This is a genomic window from Haloarcula onubensis (genome assembly GCF_031624605.1).
GTDB lineage: Archaea > Halobacteriota > Halobacteria > Halobacteriales > Haloarculaceae > Haloarcula > Haloarcula onubensis.
Genome location: NZ_JAMQOS010000004.1, coordinates 185,352 through 201,371, shown reverse-complemented (window position 1 = coordinate 201,371; position 16,020 = coordinate 185,352). Strand labels below are relative to the sequence as shown.

At 67.6% G+C, this 16,020-nt stretch carries 18 protein-coding genes and 1 pseudogene; 7 read left to right on the top strand and 12 right to left on the bottom strand.

Going from position 1 to position 16,020, the window contains the following annotated elements; translation table 11 throughout:
- Positions 1–42 precede the first annotated feature (42 nt).
- Both NDI86_RS13065 and NDI86_RS13060 read left to right on the top strand, forming a co-directional pair.
- Positions 43–957, top strand: coding sequence for a glycerophosphodiester phosphodiesterase (locus NDI86_RS13065; protein WP_310900879.1), 915 nt, complete (start codon positions 43–45; stop codon positions 955–957).
- A gap of 264 nt (positions 958–1,221) precedes the next feature.
- Positions 1,222–2,721, top strand: a complete 1,500-nt coding sequence (locus NDI86_RS13060; protein ID WP_310900878.1) for an HAD-IIA family hydrolase — start codon at positions 1,222–1,224, stop codon at positions 2,719–2,721.
- Positions 2,722–2,782: 61 nt separating this feature from the next.
- On the opposite strand, the gene NDI86_RS13055 is transcribed toward NDI86_RS13060, so the two are convergent.
- A complete protein-coding gene (locus tag NDI86_RS13055; protein ID WP_310900877.1) occupies positions 2,783–3,172 on the bottom strand; it encodes a hypothetical protein in 390 nt (129 codons plus the stop codon).
- An 82-nt stretch (positions 3,173–3,254) separates the two neighbouring features.
- Between NDI86_RS13055 and NDI86_RS13050 the strand changes: the two genes are divergently transcribed.
- Positions 3,255–3,956 carry an SOS response-associated peptidase gene (locus NDI86_RS13050; RefSeq protein WP_310900876.1) on the top strand — a complete coding sequence of 234 codons (702 nt, stop codon included), beginning with the start codon at positions 3,255–3,257 and terminating at the stop codon, positions 3,954–3,956.
- 12 nt (positions 3,957–3,968) lie between these two features.
- Here the strand turns inward: NDI86_RS13050 and NDI86_RS13045 are convergent, their stop codons facing one another.
- The gene (locus NDI86_RS13045; RefSeq protein WP_310900875.1) at positions 3,969–4,376 is read right to left on the bottom strand and encodes a hypothetical protein; all 408 of its coding nucleotides are present in this window, start codon (positions 4,374–4,376) and stop codon (positions 3,969–3,971) included.
- A gap of 78 nt (positions 4,377–4,454) precedes the next feature.
- Positions 4,455–5,066 (bottom strand): translation initiation factor IF-2 subunit beta, encoded by a 612-nt coding sequence (locus tag NDI86_RS13040; protein ID WP_310900874.1) that lies wholly within the window; start codon positions 5,064–5,066, stop codon positions 4,455–4,457.
- 189 nt (positions 5,067–5,255) lie between these two features.
- Here NDI86_RS13040 and NDI86_RS13035 point away from each other — a divergent pair, with 189 nt between their 5' ends.
- Positions 5,256–6,242 carry a hypothetical protein gene (locus NDI86_RS13035; RefSeq protein WP_310900873.1) on the top strand — a complete coding sequence of 329 codons (987 nt, stop codon included), beginning with the start codon at positions 5,256–5,258 and terminating at the stop codon, positions 6,240–6,242.
- Positions 6,243–6,253: 11 nt separating this feature from the next.
- Here the strand turns inward: NDI86_RS13035 and NDI86_RS13030 are convergent, their stop codons facing one another.
- Positions 6,254–8,050, bottom strand: a complete 1,797-nt coding sequence (locus NDI86_RS13030) for an L-aspartate oxidase (RefSeq protein ID WP_310900872.1) — start codon at positions 8,048–8,050, stop codon at positions 6,254–6,256.
- Positions 8,051–8,160: 110 nt separating this feature from the next.
- A pseudogene (locus tag NDI86_RS22115) lies at positions 8,161–8,405 on the bottom strand (hypothetical protein); the annotation flags it as partial.
- A gap of 154 nt (positions 8,406–8,559) precedes the next feature.
- Here NDI86_RS22115 and NDI86_RS13025 point away from each other — a divergent pair.
- Positions 8,560–9,087, top strand: a complete 528-nt coding sequence (locus NDI86_RS13025; RefSeq protein ID WP_310900871.1) for an HTH domain-containing protein — start codon at positions 8,560–8,562, stop codon at positions 9,085–9,087.
- 1 nt (position 9,088) lies between these two features.
- On the opposite strand, the gene NDI86_RS13020 is transcribed toward NDI86_RS13025, so the two are convergent.
- The 6 genes from NDI86_RS13020 to NDI86_RS12995 form a co-directional block, all read right to left on the bottom strand.
- Entirely contained in the window at positions 9,089–9,334 is a 246-nt protein-coding gene (locus NDI86_RS13020) for a DUF7861 family protein (RefSeq protein ID WP_310901162.1), read from the bottom strand.
- The gene (locus NDI86_RS13015) at positions 9,334–9,489 is read right to left on the bottom strand and encodes a hypothetical protein (RefSeq protein WP_310900870.1); all 156 of its coding nucleotides are present in this window, start codon (positions 9,487–9,489) and stop codon (positions 9,334–9,336) included. Before NDI86_RS13015 ends, NDI86_RS13020 begins: the two co-directional genes overlap by 1 nt.
- A 39-nt stretch (positions 9,490–9,528) precedes the next feature.
- Positions 9,529–10,794: a cytochrome P450 gene (locus tag NDI86_RS13010; protein ID WP_310900869.1), complete on the bottom strand. Its 1,266-nt coding sequence runs from the start codon at positions 10,792–10,794 to the stop codon at positions 9,529–9,531.
- 76 nt (positions 10,795–10,870) lie between these two features.
- Entirely contained in the window at positions 10,871–11,707 is an 837-nt protein-coding gene (locus NDI86_RS13005) for an ion transporter (RefSeq protein ID WP_310900868.1), read from the bottom strand.
- Positions 11,708–11,793: 86 nt separating this feature from the next.
- The gene (locus NDI86_RS13000; RefSeq protein ID WP_310900867.1) at positions 11,794–12,930 is read right to left on the bottom strand and encodes a chemotaxis protein CheW; all 1,137 of its coding nucleotides are present in this window, start codon (positions 12,928–12,930) and stop codon (positions 11,794–11,796) included.
- The gene (locus NDI86_RS12995) at positions 12,927–13,820 is read right to left on the bottom strand and encodes a ParA family protein (RefSeq protein WP_310900866.1); all 894 of its coding nucleotides are present in this window, start codon (positions 13,818–13,820) and stop codon (positions 12,927–12,929) included. The genes NDI86_RS13000 and NDI86_RS12995 overlap by 4 nt, the downstream gene beginning before the upstream one ends.
- A gap of 172 nt (positions 13,821–13,992) precedes the next feature.
- Between NDI86_RS12995 and NDI86_RS12990 the strand changes: the two genes are divergently transcribed.
- Together NDI86_RS12990 and NDI86_RS12985 are read left to right on the top strand one after the other, a co-directional pair.
- Positions 13,993–14,484 carry a FlaD/FlaE family flagellar protein gene (locus NDI86_RS12990; protein ID WP_310900865.1) on the top strand — a complete coding sequence of 164 codons (492 nt, stop codon included), beginning with the start codon at positions 13,993–13,995 and terminating at the stop codon, positions 14,482–14,484.
- Between the two features lie 81 nt (positions 14,485–14,565).
- Positions 14,566–15,672 (top strand): hypothetical protein, encoded by a 1,107-nt coding sequence (locus NDI86_RS12985; protein ID WP_310900864.1) that lies wholly within the window; start codon positions 14,566–14,568, stop codon positions 15,670–15,672.
- A 61-nt stretch (positions 15,673–15,733) separates the two neighbouring features.
- Here NDI86_RS12985 and NDI86_RS12980 read toward each other — a convergent pair whose 3' ends face one another.
- Positions 15,734–15,907, bottom strand: coding sequence for a hypothetical protein (locus tag NDI86_RS12980; RefSeq protein WP_310900863.1), 174 nt, complete (start codon positions 15,905–15,907; stop codon positions 15,734–15,736).
- Between the last annotated feature and the right edge of the window lie 113 nt (positions 15,908–16,020).

Here is a 16,020-nt window from a genome sequence, read left to right as displayed (position 1 = left end):
AACGACGCCGCTTACCGACCTCCTGCCCGCCGCGGTGGTCACGTGATACAGCAACGTGCCGAATCGGAGTCCCCCGAAGAGCGCGGCAGTGAGCAGCGAGTATCGCTCATCGCCCACCGCGGCTACGCCGGTGTCTTCCCCGAGAACACGGTCGCTGCGTTCCGCAGGTCGCTGGACGCCGACGGCCCCCGCCGCCCGGACTGCATCGAGTTCGACGTCATGCCCACCGGCGACGGCGAGGTCGTGGTCCATCACGACCAGACGCTGGCGCGCGTGACCGACGCGCCGCCCGATATCGGTGACCGGCACATCTGGGAGCTACCGTACGACACCATCCGGGAGTTCGACGTGCTCGGTAGCGGGAGCGCCGTTCCGACGCTCGAGTCGGTCCTCGAAGCGATTCCCGCGGACGTGCGGCTGAACGTGGAGCTGAAAAACCCCGGCTCGACGGATCTCCGAACCGTCGAGAACCTCGACGGAGACGCCTCGCGTCGCCAGCGTGAGCGCTGGGACGGCTTCGTGGAACGGACGTTCGACGTTCTGGACGGGTACTCTCACGACCTCCTCGTCTCCTCGTTTTTCGAAGGAGCGCTCGCCGCGTCGCGGGCGGTCGACCCGTCGATTCCCATCGCGGTCATCTTCAACGACTCCGTTCAGGACGGCCTCGCCGTCGCTCGCCGATACGACGCGGACGCCGTCCACCTGCCGCTGAACATGGTTCCCGGGACCGCATTTTCCGGCACGGAGTACCGAGGGGTCGGCCCGTTCGAGGGAATCGACGACCGCGACCTGCTCTCGGTCGCCCGCGAGGAGGGCCGAGAGGTCAACGCGTGGACGGCGACCACCTGGTACGAGGCCGCGGAGGTGCGCGAGGCGGGTGTCGACGGGATAATCACGGATTACCCCGGGCTGTTTCACTTCGAGGGGGCGACGGACCGCGAGACGGGGCAGGCCTGACGGCAGGAGCCACCCCTCAATCGTGGACGCGCGTCGCGGGCCGGCCCCGCCGTGGCCGCTCGGTCCAGTACCCGGTAAGTGACTCCCGCTATCCGGACGGTGAACTCGAGAGAGTGGTGACAAAACTGGGGCTACGCCGGAAACATACTCCTCCGTCCGCCTACCCAGAAACGGCTCGGTCTCAATACGTAAGACGGCCGTACGACCGATAGGAGTCGCCATCTCCGGAAGGCCTTACTGCGCGCGGTTGTTCCGACCGTACCTATGTACGGCGTTATTCTTGCCGCGGGAATCGGTTCGCGCCTCCGACCCCTGACACTCGGGCGACCCAAGAGCTGTGTCTCGGTGGCGGGCACACCGATACTCGAACAGCAACTCGAAGCGTACGACGCGGCGGGGGTCGAGGACGTGTTCGTCGTCGCGGGATACCTCGCAGACGACGTCGTCGAGCGCTGCCGGGCGGTCGCCGAAACCAGCGACGTCGACGTCACTGTCGTGACGAACGACCTCTACGCCAACACCGACAACCTCTACTCGCTCTCCTTGCTGGAGGACGCGCTCGCCGGAGTGCCGTTCATCCTCACGAACGGCGACGTCGTCTTCGACGAGGCCGTCCTCCGTGCCCTCCATCTGGAGGCGGACGGTTCCGCTATCGCCTGTGACACGTCCGCGTTCTCCGACGAGGCGATGAAGATAACGGTGGATGCCGACGGAACCGTCGACCACATCGCGAAAGACATCGGACCGGAGGCGGCCTACGCCTCGTCCATCGACGCCTATCGGTTCTCCGCCTCGTTCTCCGCGACGCTGTTCGAGGAGGCGACGAGGCTGCTCGACGCCCGCGAGGAGTACTCGGCGTGGACCGAACTGGCCGTCGATACCGTCCTGGCTGGCGGCGACCACGCCGTCGAACCGGTGGACATCGCCGGCGCCTCGTGGGTCGAGATAGACGACGAGGCGGACCTCCTGCGGGCCGACCGGGCGTTCAGCCGCTTCGACGTGACCGACAAGGAGGTCGTGTTCATCGACCTCGACGGCACGCTGTACCTCGACGACGAGGCCATCGACGGCGCCGCCGACCTGGTCGCCGGGCTCCGCGACCGGGGCGTCGACGTGTTCTTCCTCTCGAACAACTCTTCGCGCTGGAAGACGGACTACGTCGAGACGCTGGAGCGGGCCGGGATACCGGCACGTCCGGAGGACATCGTGCTCTCCACCGACGGGGTGATAGACGACCTCGAGAACAGGGGCGTCGAGGCGGCGTTCGTCGTCGGGACGGAGGCGTTCCGCGACGCCGTGCGCCGGCGAGGTATCGACCCCACGGCCGACGAGCCCGAGGTCGTGGTGGTCGGATTCGACACGGAACTCACCTACGAGAAGGTCCGCAGGGCGACGCTGGCTATCCGCGACGGCGCGCCGTTCCTGCTCGCTCACCCCGACCTCGTCTGTCCGACCGCAGACGGGTTCGTCCCGGACTGTGGCTCGATCGGTGCCCTGGTCGAGTCGGCCACCGGTCGCGGTCCCGACGCGGTTTTCGGGAAACCGAACGCAGCGATGGTCCAACCGATTCTCGCAGAGCGTAGTATCGACCCCTCGCAGGTCGCGGTCGTCGGCGACCGTCTGGAGACGGAGGGTCGGATGGCCGAGGCAGTCGGCTGTGACTCGGTCATCGTACTGACGGGTGACGCCGACCGACGGTCGGTCGAGGAGAGCGACCTCGACCCGGCGCTCGTCGTCCGGAGCGTGGCCGATATCGCCTGTTGAGTCGCTTCAGCGGCCAGGGGGAGGCTGTGCGTGCTTTGCGTCCGAGAGACGCCCCAGCGCGTTAGGCCCCGCCGTCGACCCGGCGGTCGACGCGCCACGACAGGGACGGGTCCGCGCCACGGAGGCGGTCGTAGAAGCGCCGAAGCCCGGCGGACTCGGTTTCGGGCAGGACGTGCAACCGGACGGTCCCGTCCCGTACCGCCACGCGAAACACGTCGGCGGTGTCCTCGTCGCGGACGAGCCACAGCGGCATCGGGAGGTCGTGGAAGTCGCCGTAGCGGTACGGGCCGTCGGCGAGGATATCGGTGACGACGGGCGCCAGCTCCGCTTCGGTGTGCTGGCGGTCCGGTGTCAGTTCGAACTCCGTGCCGCCCTCGTACTCGACGCCGCTGCCGTGAGGGAACCGGCGGGTCGGCCGGGCCGGAATCGAGAACGAGGGCTCGTCCGTCATCTGGGTAGCCCTACGCCGGGATACCGTTTAAAATCGCGGGCGGAACGCCGGGGCTTTTGCTCGCCGCCCCGTACTGGCGGGTATGTGTGGCCGCTACAGCCTGTTCGCGCCGCCCGCCGACATCGAAGCCCGTTTCGACGCCGCGTTCGCCTTCGACTTCGAGCCCCGCTACAACGCCGCGCCGAGCCAGTCGCTCCCGGTTATCACCGGCGACGAACCCGACACCATCCAGCGCATGGAGTGGGGACTGGTTCCGTCGTTCGCCGACGAGAAGAAGAACCACGGCTACATCAACGCCCGCGCGGAGACGCTGTCCGAGAAGCGGTCGTTCGCCGACGCCTACGAGTCCCGCAGATGTCTGGTGCCCGCGGACGGGATGTACGAGTGGGTGGAACGCGAGAGCGGGAAACAGCCCTACCGGGTCGCCCTCCCCGACGACGACCTGTTCGCGATGGCGGGCCTGTACGAACGGTGGACACCGCCACAGCGCCAGACTGGGCTGGGGGAGTTCACTACGGACAGTGAATCCGACGGCCAGGACGAAATCGTCGAGACGTTCACCGTCGTCACCACGGCGCCCAACGACACCGTGGCCGACCTCCACCACCGGATGGCGGTCGTCCTGGCCCCCGACGAGGAGTCGACGTGGCTCACCGGCGACACCGACACCGCGGCCGGCCTCCTCGACCCCTACGACGGCCCGATGCGGACCTACCCGATATCGACGGCCGTCAACAGTCCCAGCAACGACTCGCCGGCCATCATCGAGGAAGTCGACGTCTGAGTCGGCCGGGGCTCAGCGGACGAACTCGTGGGGGTTCGTCTCCTCCGTGAGTTCGCGCTCCGGCCGGTCGCCGAAGGCGTCCTCGTGGAGCAACAGGTACACCATCAGGACCAGCGCGGCGAGGACGCTGCCCACCGAGAGGGCCGTCCCGTCGCCGGCCAGCAGCGGGCCGAAGTGGACCACCACGACGCCCGAGAGCCCGACGATAGCGAGCGCCAGCCCGCGCTTTCTGCGCTTCGCGACGTATCGGGCCGCCGGAAGCAAGGCGAGTCCGACGGCGACGGTCCCCACCGCGAGCGCCGTCGCCGCCACCGTCGCGGGCCGGGCCAGCAGGTCGAGTCCGCCGGCGGCGAGTTGCACCGCACCGAGCGCGAAAAGGAGCAGCCCGACCGCGTACGCGCGGGCCTCGCCCATCGCCATGCGTTCGCAATCGTCGTGTGTGGTAATATCTCTATGGGAGGGTGTCGATGGGCCGAAAAGTCCCCGCCGGAAGGCCGCTTACTGGACCCGACCGAACGCCAGCGTGCCGCTGATGGACTCGATGTAGGCGTTGACGACCTGGCCCTCGCGGGCGCCCGAGACGAAGATAGTGTACTTGCCCCTCTCGGCGACACCGTCGCCCTCGCGGCCGGTGCCGGTAATCTTGACCTCGTAGGTCTCGCCCTCTTCGAGCGTGGGCGTGTTCTGCTGGGTCGTGTTGCTCGAGCCCTTCGAGACAGGGCGGAAGGCACCACAGGCCTGACAGCGGAGCATGTCGACGCCGTCCTCGGTCTTGAGGACCGTGTCGGGCAGGCCACACTCCGAGCAGGTGACGTACTCGGCGACGTAGGCGTCGACGGCCGCCTGGAAGTCGGCGATGTCGAACGAACCGTTGTAGCGGGCCTCGCCGCCGTCGAACTGCCCGTTGGTCCCGAACTCGCGCTGGATGGCGCTGTGGAGGTGCTGGGCGTCCCGGGAGAGGGCGTCGGCGATGGATTCGAGGTTCGTCAGGCGCGTGAACGCGCCGTCTGTCTGGCCCTCGGGGTCCGGGATAGAGAGGCGCTCGCCGGCCTCGCGGGGCTGGTCGGGAAGCACGTCGTAGGCTCTGTCGAGTGCGGATTCGTAGTTCATACCGGAGAAAGTGGGTTCTGCGGTATAGTCGTTCCGTGATAGTCGCTCGCACCGGGGGGTATTAGCAGTAAGACGCTACTGAGATGGCTACGGGCGTAAGCCAGTGCGACCGAACGTAAGTTCCCGATAACAAATCGCTTCGTCCCAGTTTCCAGCGGTATGTCCGCTCCTTGGACACGAAGACGGTTCATGACTGCGACGGCCGCCGCTCTCGGCGGTCTGGGACTCGTATCGACCAGCGGCGCCGACGACCACACGGCCTCGTTCGTCCTCGAACAGGACGGCGAGTGTTACCCGGTGGTGCCGCTGTCGGGCGAGGAGCCGGTCGAGGAACTCTATCGCTGGGGCAGGGATATCCTCTCGTGGAGTTCGGAGGGGACGCGGGACCTCCAGCAGTCCGAAACCAGCATTCTGTTTCTCTATCGCGGGCCGTTCGGTCTCAGTCTCGTCGTGGTCCACGACAGAGCCGACGACGGGACGCCCGGCGGTATCGCCTCGTTCACGGTCAGCGGCGTCCCCGAGGGCGCCGAGTGGGTCGTCAAGGACGACCTCTACCAGAAGAAGACCAACGTCGACCAGTGGGAGATAAACGGGACGGTGCTCGAAGCCAACGAGAGCACGGTTACCGACGACATCCCGGAGGTCGACGGCAACGTGACCGTCGACAACGTCACGGTCGACAACGTCTCCGCGGGCAACGGGACCGTCGACAACGTCACGGCCGACAACGTGACTGTCGGCAACACGACGGTAGCCAACGCGACCGCGGCCAACGGAACCGACTACGACGCGCGGACGGACGAAATCGACTGGTGGTGGACCGAGGGACGAACCGACGGGGGCGCGCTCCGGGGGCTGGCGGTCGACGGCCTCCAACTCAGAATCGACCCCGCGTTCAACGACGACGCCGCGCTGGCCGAGAAGACCAACGAGGGGGAGATAACGTCGTGGCAACTGCTGTCCGGCGACAGGGACGACCCGGACCGGACCGAACTGGACCTCGGCAAACCGGTCACGCTCCGAGCAGGGGGTTGTGACGGCGCCGCGTCGACCCAGACCGCAGCGTCGGCGAACACGACCAACGCGTCGGCGAACACGACCAACGCGACCGACGCGTCGAACGTAACGATGAACGCGACGGCCAACACGACCAACGCGACGAACGAGAGTTCGTAGACGGCGGACGATTACTCCAGATGGTGGTAGTCCAGTTCGTAGCCCCGCTCGACGGCGTCCTGGACCTCGGGGCTGGGGTCGGCCACGCCGCGGGCCCGTAGCTCCAGCCCCGTCGGGCCCTCGCTTACGAGGATATTTCGCCGCCAGTCGCCGTCGGTCTCGGGGTAGTCCGTCCGGTAGTGTGCGCCCCGGGACTCGGTCCGTTCGAGCGCGCCCCGGAGGATGGTCTCTGCGATTGGCAGGCTAAAGGACAGGTCGACGGCGAATTCGAAGTCCCGTGTCGTGCGGTCCCCAGCGACGCGGAGGTCCGTCGTCCGCGCCCGGAGGGCGTCGAGTTTCGCAAGGCCCTCGCGCAGCGAGGCCTCGTCACGGAGGATTCCGGCGTGTTCCCAGAGGATGTCGCCGAGGTCGGCCAGCAGGTCGCGGGCCGTCACCTCGCCGTCGCTCGCCTCCAGTTCGGCCAGGGCGCGGAACTCACGCTCGGCCAGCGCTCGCTGGCCACTCGTCACCGTCGGCGCGCCGTCGTCGACCCGGTCGGCGACGTGCTCCCCGACCAACTTGCCGATGGCGACCGTCTCGGCCAGCGAGTTCCCGCCGAGGCGATTGGCGCCGTGGACCCCCGCGACGGTCTCGCCGACGGCGTACAGCCCGGGGACGCCGGTCTCGCCGGTCGCGAAGTCGATGTCGACCCCGCCCATGGAGTAGTGGGCCGTCGGCGCGACCTCCATTGGCGCCTCCGTGATGTCGACGCCCAGCGACTGGAACCGCTCGTACATCGACGGCAACCGCTCGCGGATGTACTCGCCGTCGCGGTGCGAGATGTCGAGGTAGACGCCGCCGTCGTCGGTGCCCCGCCCCTCGCGAATCTCCCGGGCGATGGCGCGGGCGACCACGTCGCGGGCGTCGAGTTCCATCTGGTCGGGCGAGTACCGCTCCATGAACCGCTCGCCAGCGGCGTTGAACAGCCGGCCGCCCTCGCCGCGGACCGCCTCGGTGACGAGTCGGCCGTCCCACTCCTCGCCGTATCGGTCACCGACCATCCCGGTGGGGTGGAACTGGACGAACTCGACGTCCGCGAGGCGCGCCCCGGCACCGAGCGCCAGCGCGAGCCCGTCGCCGTTGTTCTCGTCCTCGCGCGAGGAGTGACGGTGGTACAGCGCCGAGGCGCCGCCGGCCGCGAGGACCACGTGGTCGCTGCGCAAGAGCACGAACTCCCCGGTCGCCATGTCGAAACCCATCGCGCCCGCGACCCGCTCGCCGTCGGTCAGCAGGCGCGTCACCATCACGTTGTCCCGGTAGGGTACCTCCAACTCCCGAGCTTTGGCGACGAGCGTGTCGAGCATCGCCTCGCCGGTTCGGTCCCCGACGAAGCAGGTCCGGCGGAACGACTGGGCGCCGAAGTAGCGCTGATTGATTGTCCCGTCCTCGGTCCGATCGAATGGCATCCCCCAGTCGGCGAGTTCCCGGATACGGTCGGGCATGTGTTTCGCCGTTAGCTCCACCGCCTCGGGGTCGTTGATGTAGTGGCCCTCGTCGAGCGTGTCGGCGGCGTGGACCGTCCAGTCGTCCTCGGGGTCGAGTGACCCGAGGGCGGCGTTGATACCGCCGGCGGCCCACGTCGTGTGGGCGTCGCCGTGGTCCCGTTTCCCGACGACCAGCGGCTCGACGCCGGCCTCGGCCAGCGCTATCGCGACCCGGGCGCCCGCCGCGCCCGCGCCGACGACGAGCACCGGTGTCGACACCGTCTGGTAGTCGACGGGCTCGTCGTTCTCAGCCACCGCATCGGCCGTCTGTAGGCGGTCTCGCATGAGCGAACGTAGGCGCCGTAGACTGATAAGGGGCTCGCGCGCACGCGCGCGAGAGCGGCCGGAAACCGGACGACCCGACGGGTCTCCCCGAACCGCAACAGCGCGTTCGAGACTGGGAACAGAGCCAGAGAGACGCCAGCGGTGCGGTCGTCGAGCAGCGCCCAACCGGTGACCAGCCAGACCATCGCCCCGAACTTCACCAGCCAGAGCCCGGCGAGACCGAACTCCGCGAGCATCGTCGCAGAACGAGGGTCCCCTCACGCAGGCCCGCCGACAGTCCCGCCATCGTCAGGCGGATGTCGGCCCCGGTGGTCGCGAGGATGAGCGTCCAGAGGGCGGCGTGGGTCCACGTCAGCGTTCCCGGCGCAGTGTCAACTGCGCGTCGTCGGTTTCGGCGGCAGAGAGGACCGGCAGCGCGCGGTACTCAGGGGTCGCGGGGACAAGACGGGCTCGGATGCAAACACAGACACTATCCACACACATATGGGTGCGCTCGCGTTACCTCGGATATGGTCACTATCGACCTGACCACGAGTCAGGAACAGACCCTGACTGCGCTGGTCAACCAGCACCGCCCGGGGGAGGGGCCGGTCAAGGCACAGGCCATCGCCGACGCGGTCGACCGCAGTCTCGGCACCATTCAGAACCAGATGCAGCGGCTCGCACAGCTCGGCGTCGTGGAGGGCGTCTCCGGGCCGGCCGGCGGGTACGAGCCGACCGAGCTGGCGTTCGAGGCGCTGGGTCGGGAGCCGCTGGACGAGACGGCGGCCGTCACCGTCGCCCACGACTACGAGCGCCTGGACGTGACCGTCGACCAGATACGCTTTACGAGCGTCCACCACCCCGAGAGCTGCCGCGCGGAACTGCATCTCCAGCAGTCGGTCGGCGACTTCAGCGTCGGACAGGCCGTCGCCGCCGGACCCACGCCCCTGTCGGGGCTGGTCGTCGCGGGCACCGTCGAGGCGATCGACGACACCTCGAACACGCTGATTCTTGATATCGCACAGGTGAAAGCGCCGGTCGAGGAGCCCGAGTAAGTCAGCCGCCGTGTTCTCGATACCACACCCGCTCGCCGACCGGTGAGTCGTCTCCGTCGAGGTCGAGTCGGGCGACAAAGAGGTCGCGGACGGCCAGCGTCACGACCAGTTCCACCGTCTCGCCGTCAGGCGTCTCGACGTCGACGACGCAGTGGCCGTCGCGCTCGCCGACGGACTCGATTGTCCCGACCGACCAGCGGTCGACGTGGTGGCTCGGTCGGCGGGCGTGGATGCGGTCGTGGACCACTACCGCCCCCACTCGTAGAACCACCAGGCGCTGCCCAGCAGCAAGAGCCCGGCGCCGAGGGCTGAAGTGGCCGGTTCGGGGAACACGAACAGGACGAAACCGACGAGCATCATCGTCCCTGGGCCGACCTCGTCGAGATGGTCGCTGAGTGCCATATCGAACGGTTATCCGGCGTCGTGAAAAACGGTTCGGCGTCAGTGCGCGGGCGACTCGACGTCGTGCTGGGGGCGGAACTCGATGGGGAACTCCTCGACGCCGTAGATGAAGGCGCTCCGCACCGGTTGCAGTTGCTCGCCGACCCGCCGGATGTCCGCCGCACGGTCGAACAGCGCCCGAAGCCCGATGCGGGCCTCCATGCGGGCCAGTGGCGCGCCGAGACAGTAGTGGGTCCCGCGGCCGAAGCCAAAGTGCGGGTTCGGGGCCCGGTCGACGCGGAACTGCTCGGGCGACTCGAACACCGACGGGTCCCGGTTCGCAGCGCCGAGCCACGGGACGACCGTGTCGCCCTCCTCGATGTCCATGCCACGGAGTTCCACGTCCCGCGTGGCGACGCGGGCCAGCGCCTGCACGGGCGAGCGGTAGCGAAGCACCTCTTCGATAGTGCTCTCCATCGCTACGTCGCCCGTCCGCACGCGCTCCATCGCCTCGGGGTGGGCGGTCAGACAGCGCATCGCGTTACCGACGAGGTTCGTGGTGGTGATGTTGCCCGCGACGAGCAACAGCATACAGAAGCCAAGCGCCTCCTCGCCCGTGAGTCGGTCCGCCCCCGCGGCCTCGGCGATGACGGAGATGAGGTCGTCCCGTGGCTCGCGGGCCCGGGCGTCCAGTTTCGCCTCGAAGTAGTCGGCCAGTTCCTCGCTGGCCTGCTGCTGGCGCCGCTGAAACGCCTCCATCGCGTCATCGCTGGTGTCGGTCGGCGTCTCGACGAGCGTCTCCGACCACCGGCGGAACTGCGGGCGGTCCTCGCTTGGCACGCCGAGTAGTTCGGCGATGACGATGACCGGGAACGGGTACGCGAAGTCGTCGACCAGGTCCATCCGCCCCCCGTCGATGGCGTCGTCCAGCAGGTCGGCGGCGATGGCCTCGAAGCGCCCGGCGCGCTCCGCGATAGCCCGCGGGCGGAACCAGTCCTCGACGACCCCGCGCAGCCGGTCGTGCCTGTCGCCGTCGGTCGTCAGCATCGTCTCCAGGATGGGGCTCTGTTCCTCCTCGGGGGGCAGGTCGATGGCGCTGGCGAGTCGCGGGTCCGACGAGAACGTCTCGGGGTCGTCCAGAATCCGGTCCACGTCGTCGTAGCGGAAGACGTCCCAGCACCGGCGGTCGTCGTCGTACCGGACCGGACGGTCCTCGCGCATCTCGGCGTACCAGTCGAACGGGTCCAGCCACGCTTCGCGGGTCGACAGCGCCCGCGGGACGCGTTCGAGTGACTGGCCGTCGCCCTCGTCGGTGGGTGCGCTCATACACCAGTTATAATTCCAACAATTATGAAGCCCCGGTCGCGGGAGGGCAAGGCGTTCGTAGCTGGTGCCGTGTTGGCTACTCTCGGGAGTCGTACTCCTGATAGATGACGTGCCCGCAGGCCTTGCAGTGGGAGGCGTCGGGGTCGTGGTGGGAGAGCCCGCAGTTCGGGCAAGTGACGTTGACCTTCTCTTTCGAGCGCCACTCCCTGACTATCTTCCCCGCCTGCCACGGGATGACGATGATACCGGCCAGAATCGCGGCGACGGTGACCCAGCGACCGGCCGCCGTCGTCGGGATGATATCACCGAACCCCACCGTCGAGATGGTGACGACGACGTAGTAGAAGGCGTCGCCGAAGTTGCCGACGGCGGGGTTCGCGCCGGCTTCGACGCTGTAGAAGAGGCCCGCCGAGACGAAAAAGAGGACGAGGACCGTCAGCAGGAGCTTCAGCGCGCGCAGGGTGTTGTCGTCTATCGTCCCGAAGAAGAACTCGGCGTCGTCGGTAAAGCGGTAGAACCGCAGGACGCGGACGACGCGGAGGACCCGCAGGAAGCCGACGTTGAACGGGACCGCCGAGACGGGCAGCGCGACCAGGGCGAACGTCGGGAGGACGGCGACGAGGTCGACCACGGTGTAGCCGTTGAGGAACTCCGCGAGTCGGTCGGCGGCGCCGTAGATTCGGAGGACGTACTCCACCGCGAAGACGACGCCGATGGCGACCTCCAGACGCCACAGCAGCGTCTCGCTCGCCCGGGACAGCGGATACGTCTGTGCGACGTACACCGCGACGAAGACGAGGTTCAACGCGAGCAGCGCGATGTCGATGGCCTTCCCCAGATAGGTCTCGTGGTCCAGCAGGTAAAAGCGGACCCGCCGGCGGAAGCTAGCTGCCTGGGTCGTCGAGCCAGCCATCCTACACGCCCTACAGGTGGGGAGCCACGTAGGCGCTCGGGTTCGCGGCGCGCCAGCGACCGCTCACTGTCGGAGAATGGGACCGATTACTCGTCGTCTGTGGCGGTCGCCTGTGCCAGCGCGTCCTCCGGTTCGACCCAGATGACGAACTGCTCGTACTCGTCGCGGTCGACGACACCGTTGATGTAGTCGGCGTCCACCGGCGGGTGGTTGACCTCCGACTCGGGTATCGGGACGACCTGGCGGACCTCGTCGACGACCCAGCCGATGGCGCCCTGGTCCTCGAACTGCTCGGGGTCGAAGACGATGATGAGGTTCTGCTCGCCCTCGCTCTCTATGTCCATCATCTCCTTCGGTTCGAGGATGGTGGTAATCTGGCCGCGCAGGTCGACGACGCCGTCGACGAACGCCGGCGTGTTGGGCACGCGCGTGACCGTGTCGCGTTTGACTATCTCCTCGACGTACTCGATGTCGAGACAGTAGTACTCCTCGCCCAGCGAGAACTCGAGAACGCGGACGGTCTCCTCGGACTGGGTGGACTCCCCCTCCATCGCCGCCCGCGCGCCGCCCTCGGTGGTCTCGACGGAGGACGTGGCCATCGCCTCTTCGAGCAGTTGCTGGTCCGGGAGTTCGACGCCGCTGATGTCGCCGGGGACCGTGCTCGCGCCGGTGGCGCCCGCCGGGACCGTCGGCGTCTCGTCGGCGGCCGCTGACTGGGCCTGTCCGGTAGTCTCCGTCCCGGTCGCAGCCGTCTCCTGCCCGGCGTCCTCGGTGCCCATCACCGCCGCCGCGGACTCGGCGGCGCGCTGGGCCGCGGCCTGTGCGTCGCTCGCCGCGTCGCCGCCCGAGGCGGCGGGTGTCTCCTCGGACTCGACTGCTGCCGCGGCCGCCTCGGCGGCCCGCGCCGCCGCCGACGTGTCGGCCGTCTCGTCGGCCCGGTCGGCGGACCGCTCGGCCGTCGAAGCCCCATCCTCGGCGTCGGTCGTCAGCGAGGAGAATCCCGTCTCGTCGGGCTCGCTGGTCGCGGAGTCGGCGGGCCCCGCGTCGTCGGGCTCGCTGGCCGCGGAGTCGTCCGTCGACGGGTCGGTGTCACCGGTCGACGCCGACTGGTCGTCCCCGTCGGCCGCGTCCGCCGCGGTGTCGGCTGTCCGGTCGTCGGTACCCCTGTTGCCTTCGCGCATATTTCGGATGCGCTCTGCTCGGTCCATGCGGTCGTCGCTCATGCTGTCACCTTTCTGTAACCGAACCGCTCGTCGAACTGCGCCGCGATGTCGTCGAACACGTCGGCCATGTCACACTGTTCCTCGGTCCCGAAAATCGAGTTCCCCTCGGTGTAGGCGCGCTGGAGCGCCACCCGCTTTCGGACCTGCCACACCGGGCTGTCGGGAAAGGCGGCCTGGAACCACTTCAGCATCGTCTCGGCCTCCGACGTCGTCTCGATGCGGTTGGCGACGACGCCCAGCATCTCAACCTGGATGTCGGCTTGCTGTTCCAGCGCGACCATCTGGTCCATCAGCAGTTCGATGGCCCGTTCGGAGGTCGCCTCCGCCAGCGCCGGCACGAGGACGTTCTGGGCGGCGTAGACGCCGGTGTCGGTCAGGTTACCGTAAAAGGGCGGGGAGTCGATGATGATGTAGTCGTAGCCCTCGACCGTCTCCAGTGCTCGGTCGAGCGTGTCCAGCGCGTGGGTCCCACTGACCGTCTCCGGGGAGACGTTGATGGCGAACTGCGAGAGGACCGCCGGGTCGACGTCGTACCCCCGCGCGTCGATGCGGGCGATGAGGTCGGCGATTGTCAACTCGTGTTCCGCCTGCAACATGTCGATGTTGGCGGGGACCACGTCCATCTCCTCGTGTTCGACCACGATGTCGGAGAGCACTCCGGGGTTCCCCGTGAGCGCGTCGAACAGCGACGGCGGTTGGGCGTCGTAGGCGTCGACGAGCCCCAGCCCCTCCGTCGCGTTGCCCTGCGGGTCGAGGTCCACGAAGAGGACGTCCCGGCCCCGGTCGCTCAACGCCCCGGCCACGTTGATAGCTACAGTCGTCTTGCCGGTCCCACCCTTCGCGTTGGTCACGCAGACACGGGCAGGGTCGGTCGTTGTACCCCGGTTCATCGTCGAACTGTTCAAAACTCCGAGGTCGGTCGGTATAAAAATACGCCCCCGATTATCAAACGCGTAACTGACCGCACGCTGGCGATTCACCGCCTAGCGGCCGCGAGGCGTCGTCAGACGGCCGTCAGACCGACTGCAAGGTTTAACTTCGCGTAGTTGAAATAGGGAAAGCATGACTATCAACCCGCGCGACTACGACTTAGACGAGTTGCGGAAGATGGCTCGCCAGCGCGGCGACAAAAACGGCGGGCTGGCCGACGACATCCCCGACCCGGCGAACCTCGAGATGGGGCTGGAAGACGCCGACGAGGAGGTACTGGCCGGCAGTTCTTTTCGCTCGGGGCTCTATCGCGAACTGCTCCCCTTCCTCTCGGGTGACAGCCACGAGAAACCGTACCTGGCCGCGCTCCCGGAGACGTACGCGGCCGAGTTCGTCGTCTTCGAGTGGCTCGAGTTTCTGCTGATGCACTCTGGGTACCAGGGCGCCGACGAGGCGCTGGCGTACTACGAGTCCATCGACTGGATTACCGAGCGAGTCCGGTCGGACCTGTCGGACTACCTGCTGGGAATCGACGAGACGGCGACCAACGACGGGAACGACCTCAGCGTGGACGACCACATGCTGAGTCTCGTCTACGTCGCCAAGCTCACTTCCATGACATAACAGGTCCGCTCGCGGGTCATTATCGGTGCTGATTCTTGACGTGAGGTTATATACCGGGGCAGCGACAACTGGCGAGCGTATATGAGTGACGACGACGCGGCGGAAGCCGCCGAGGGGGAGGCGTCGACGGACGACTCCTCGGAAGACAGCAGTACGAGCGGGGGGACGGTTCCGGTCGGTGTGAAACTCGGCAGCACCCGGACTGTCATCGCCCTCCCGGACAGCCACGGCACCGAGAACCGCATCGTCCGGACGCTGACATGTATGGCGACCTACGAGGACGCGCTGACCGGCGAGGAGAAGGTGCTCTACGGCGAGGAGGCCGCCCGCGAGTACCCCGACCGCGTCGAGTACATGCTCCGCTCGGGGCTCCCCGAGGACGAGGACCGCGCCGAGATGACGAAAAAGTTCTTCGAGGCGCTCATCGAGGAGAACGACATCCCCGCCGACAGCGGCGTCGTCTACGCGATTCCGACCATCGACAACCCGGCGGGACTGGAGAATCTGAAGTCGGTCATCGAGGACTCGGGCATCGGTATCAGCCTCATGGAGAGCTATCCGGAGTCGCTGTGTGGCTCCATCCCCGCCTTCGGCGACGACCTGGAGGCCATCGACGAGATATTCATCTCCGTGAACATGGGCTCGACGAACCTCGAGGCCTCCGCGTACCGACGCGGCGAGCAACTCGCACCGTTTACGACCGGCGCGGTCACCGGCAACGAGGTCGACCGCATGATAGCCAATTACGTCGAGGAGGAGACCCAGGGCCGGGTCAACATCGACACTCAGACCGCCCGCGAGTACAAGGAGGAACACGCCGATTTCGTCGACTTCGAACCGTTCACCGACATCATCCAGCAGCCTGGCGGCGGCACCCACGAGTTCACTATCGAGCGGTCGGTGATGGACGCCGTCGACGAGTATCTGGACGACACGGTCGACGAACTCGCGAACACGTTCCTGCCCGAACTCGCCAACGACTACATGAAGGTGTACCAGCTCGCGCTCGACCGACCCGTCGTTATCACCGGCGGGATGGCCTGTATCCCGGGCATCGTCGAGGAGTTCGAGCGGCGACTCAGCGAGGAGCTGAACCGCGACATCGAGGCCACGGCGGCCGACCAGCCCGACGTCGCGCCCACGGTCGGCGCCCAGCGCATCGCCGCCAGACTCGTCGAGAACAGCTGACCGCGGCGTCGGAACTCGGGCTCTGCGCGTCCCTGGCCCCACAACCTCCGCGCTCGTTCGACTACGAGCGCCAGCAGTCGAACCAGGCGACGATGCTGGGCGCGCCGTCGCGCTGCTCGCCGACCGTCTCCGTGAGCGTCGCGAACACGTCCGTGTCGATTCGGAGGGCCGGCGGCGTCTCGACGGCCCCCGACCGGTCCTCCTCTATCGTGGCACCCTGTCCTACGCTTGCCATACGCCACCGTTAGAGGGCATGATACCTAAAGCCAAGTCAGACGTGCGTCAGCCAGCCGGGGAGACGGCTCGGCGCGTACGTAGGAAATACGACTACCGCGACCCGATTACGCG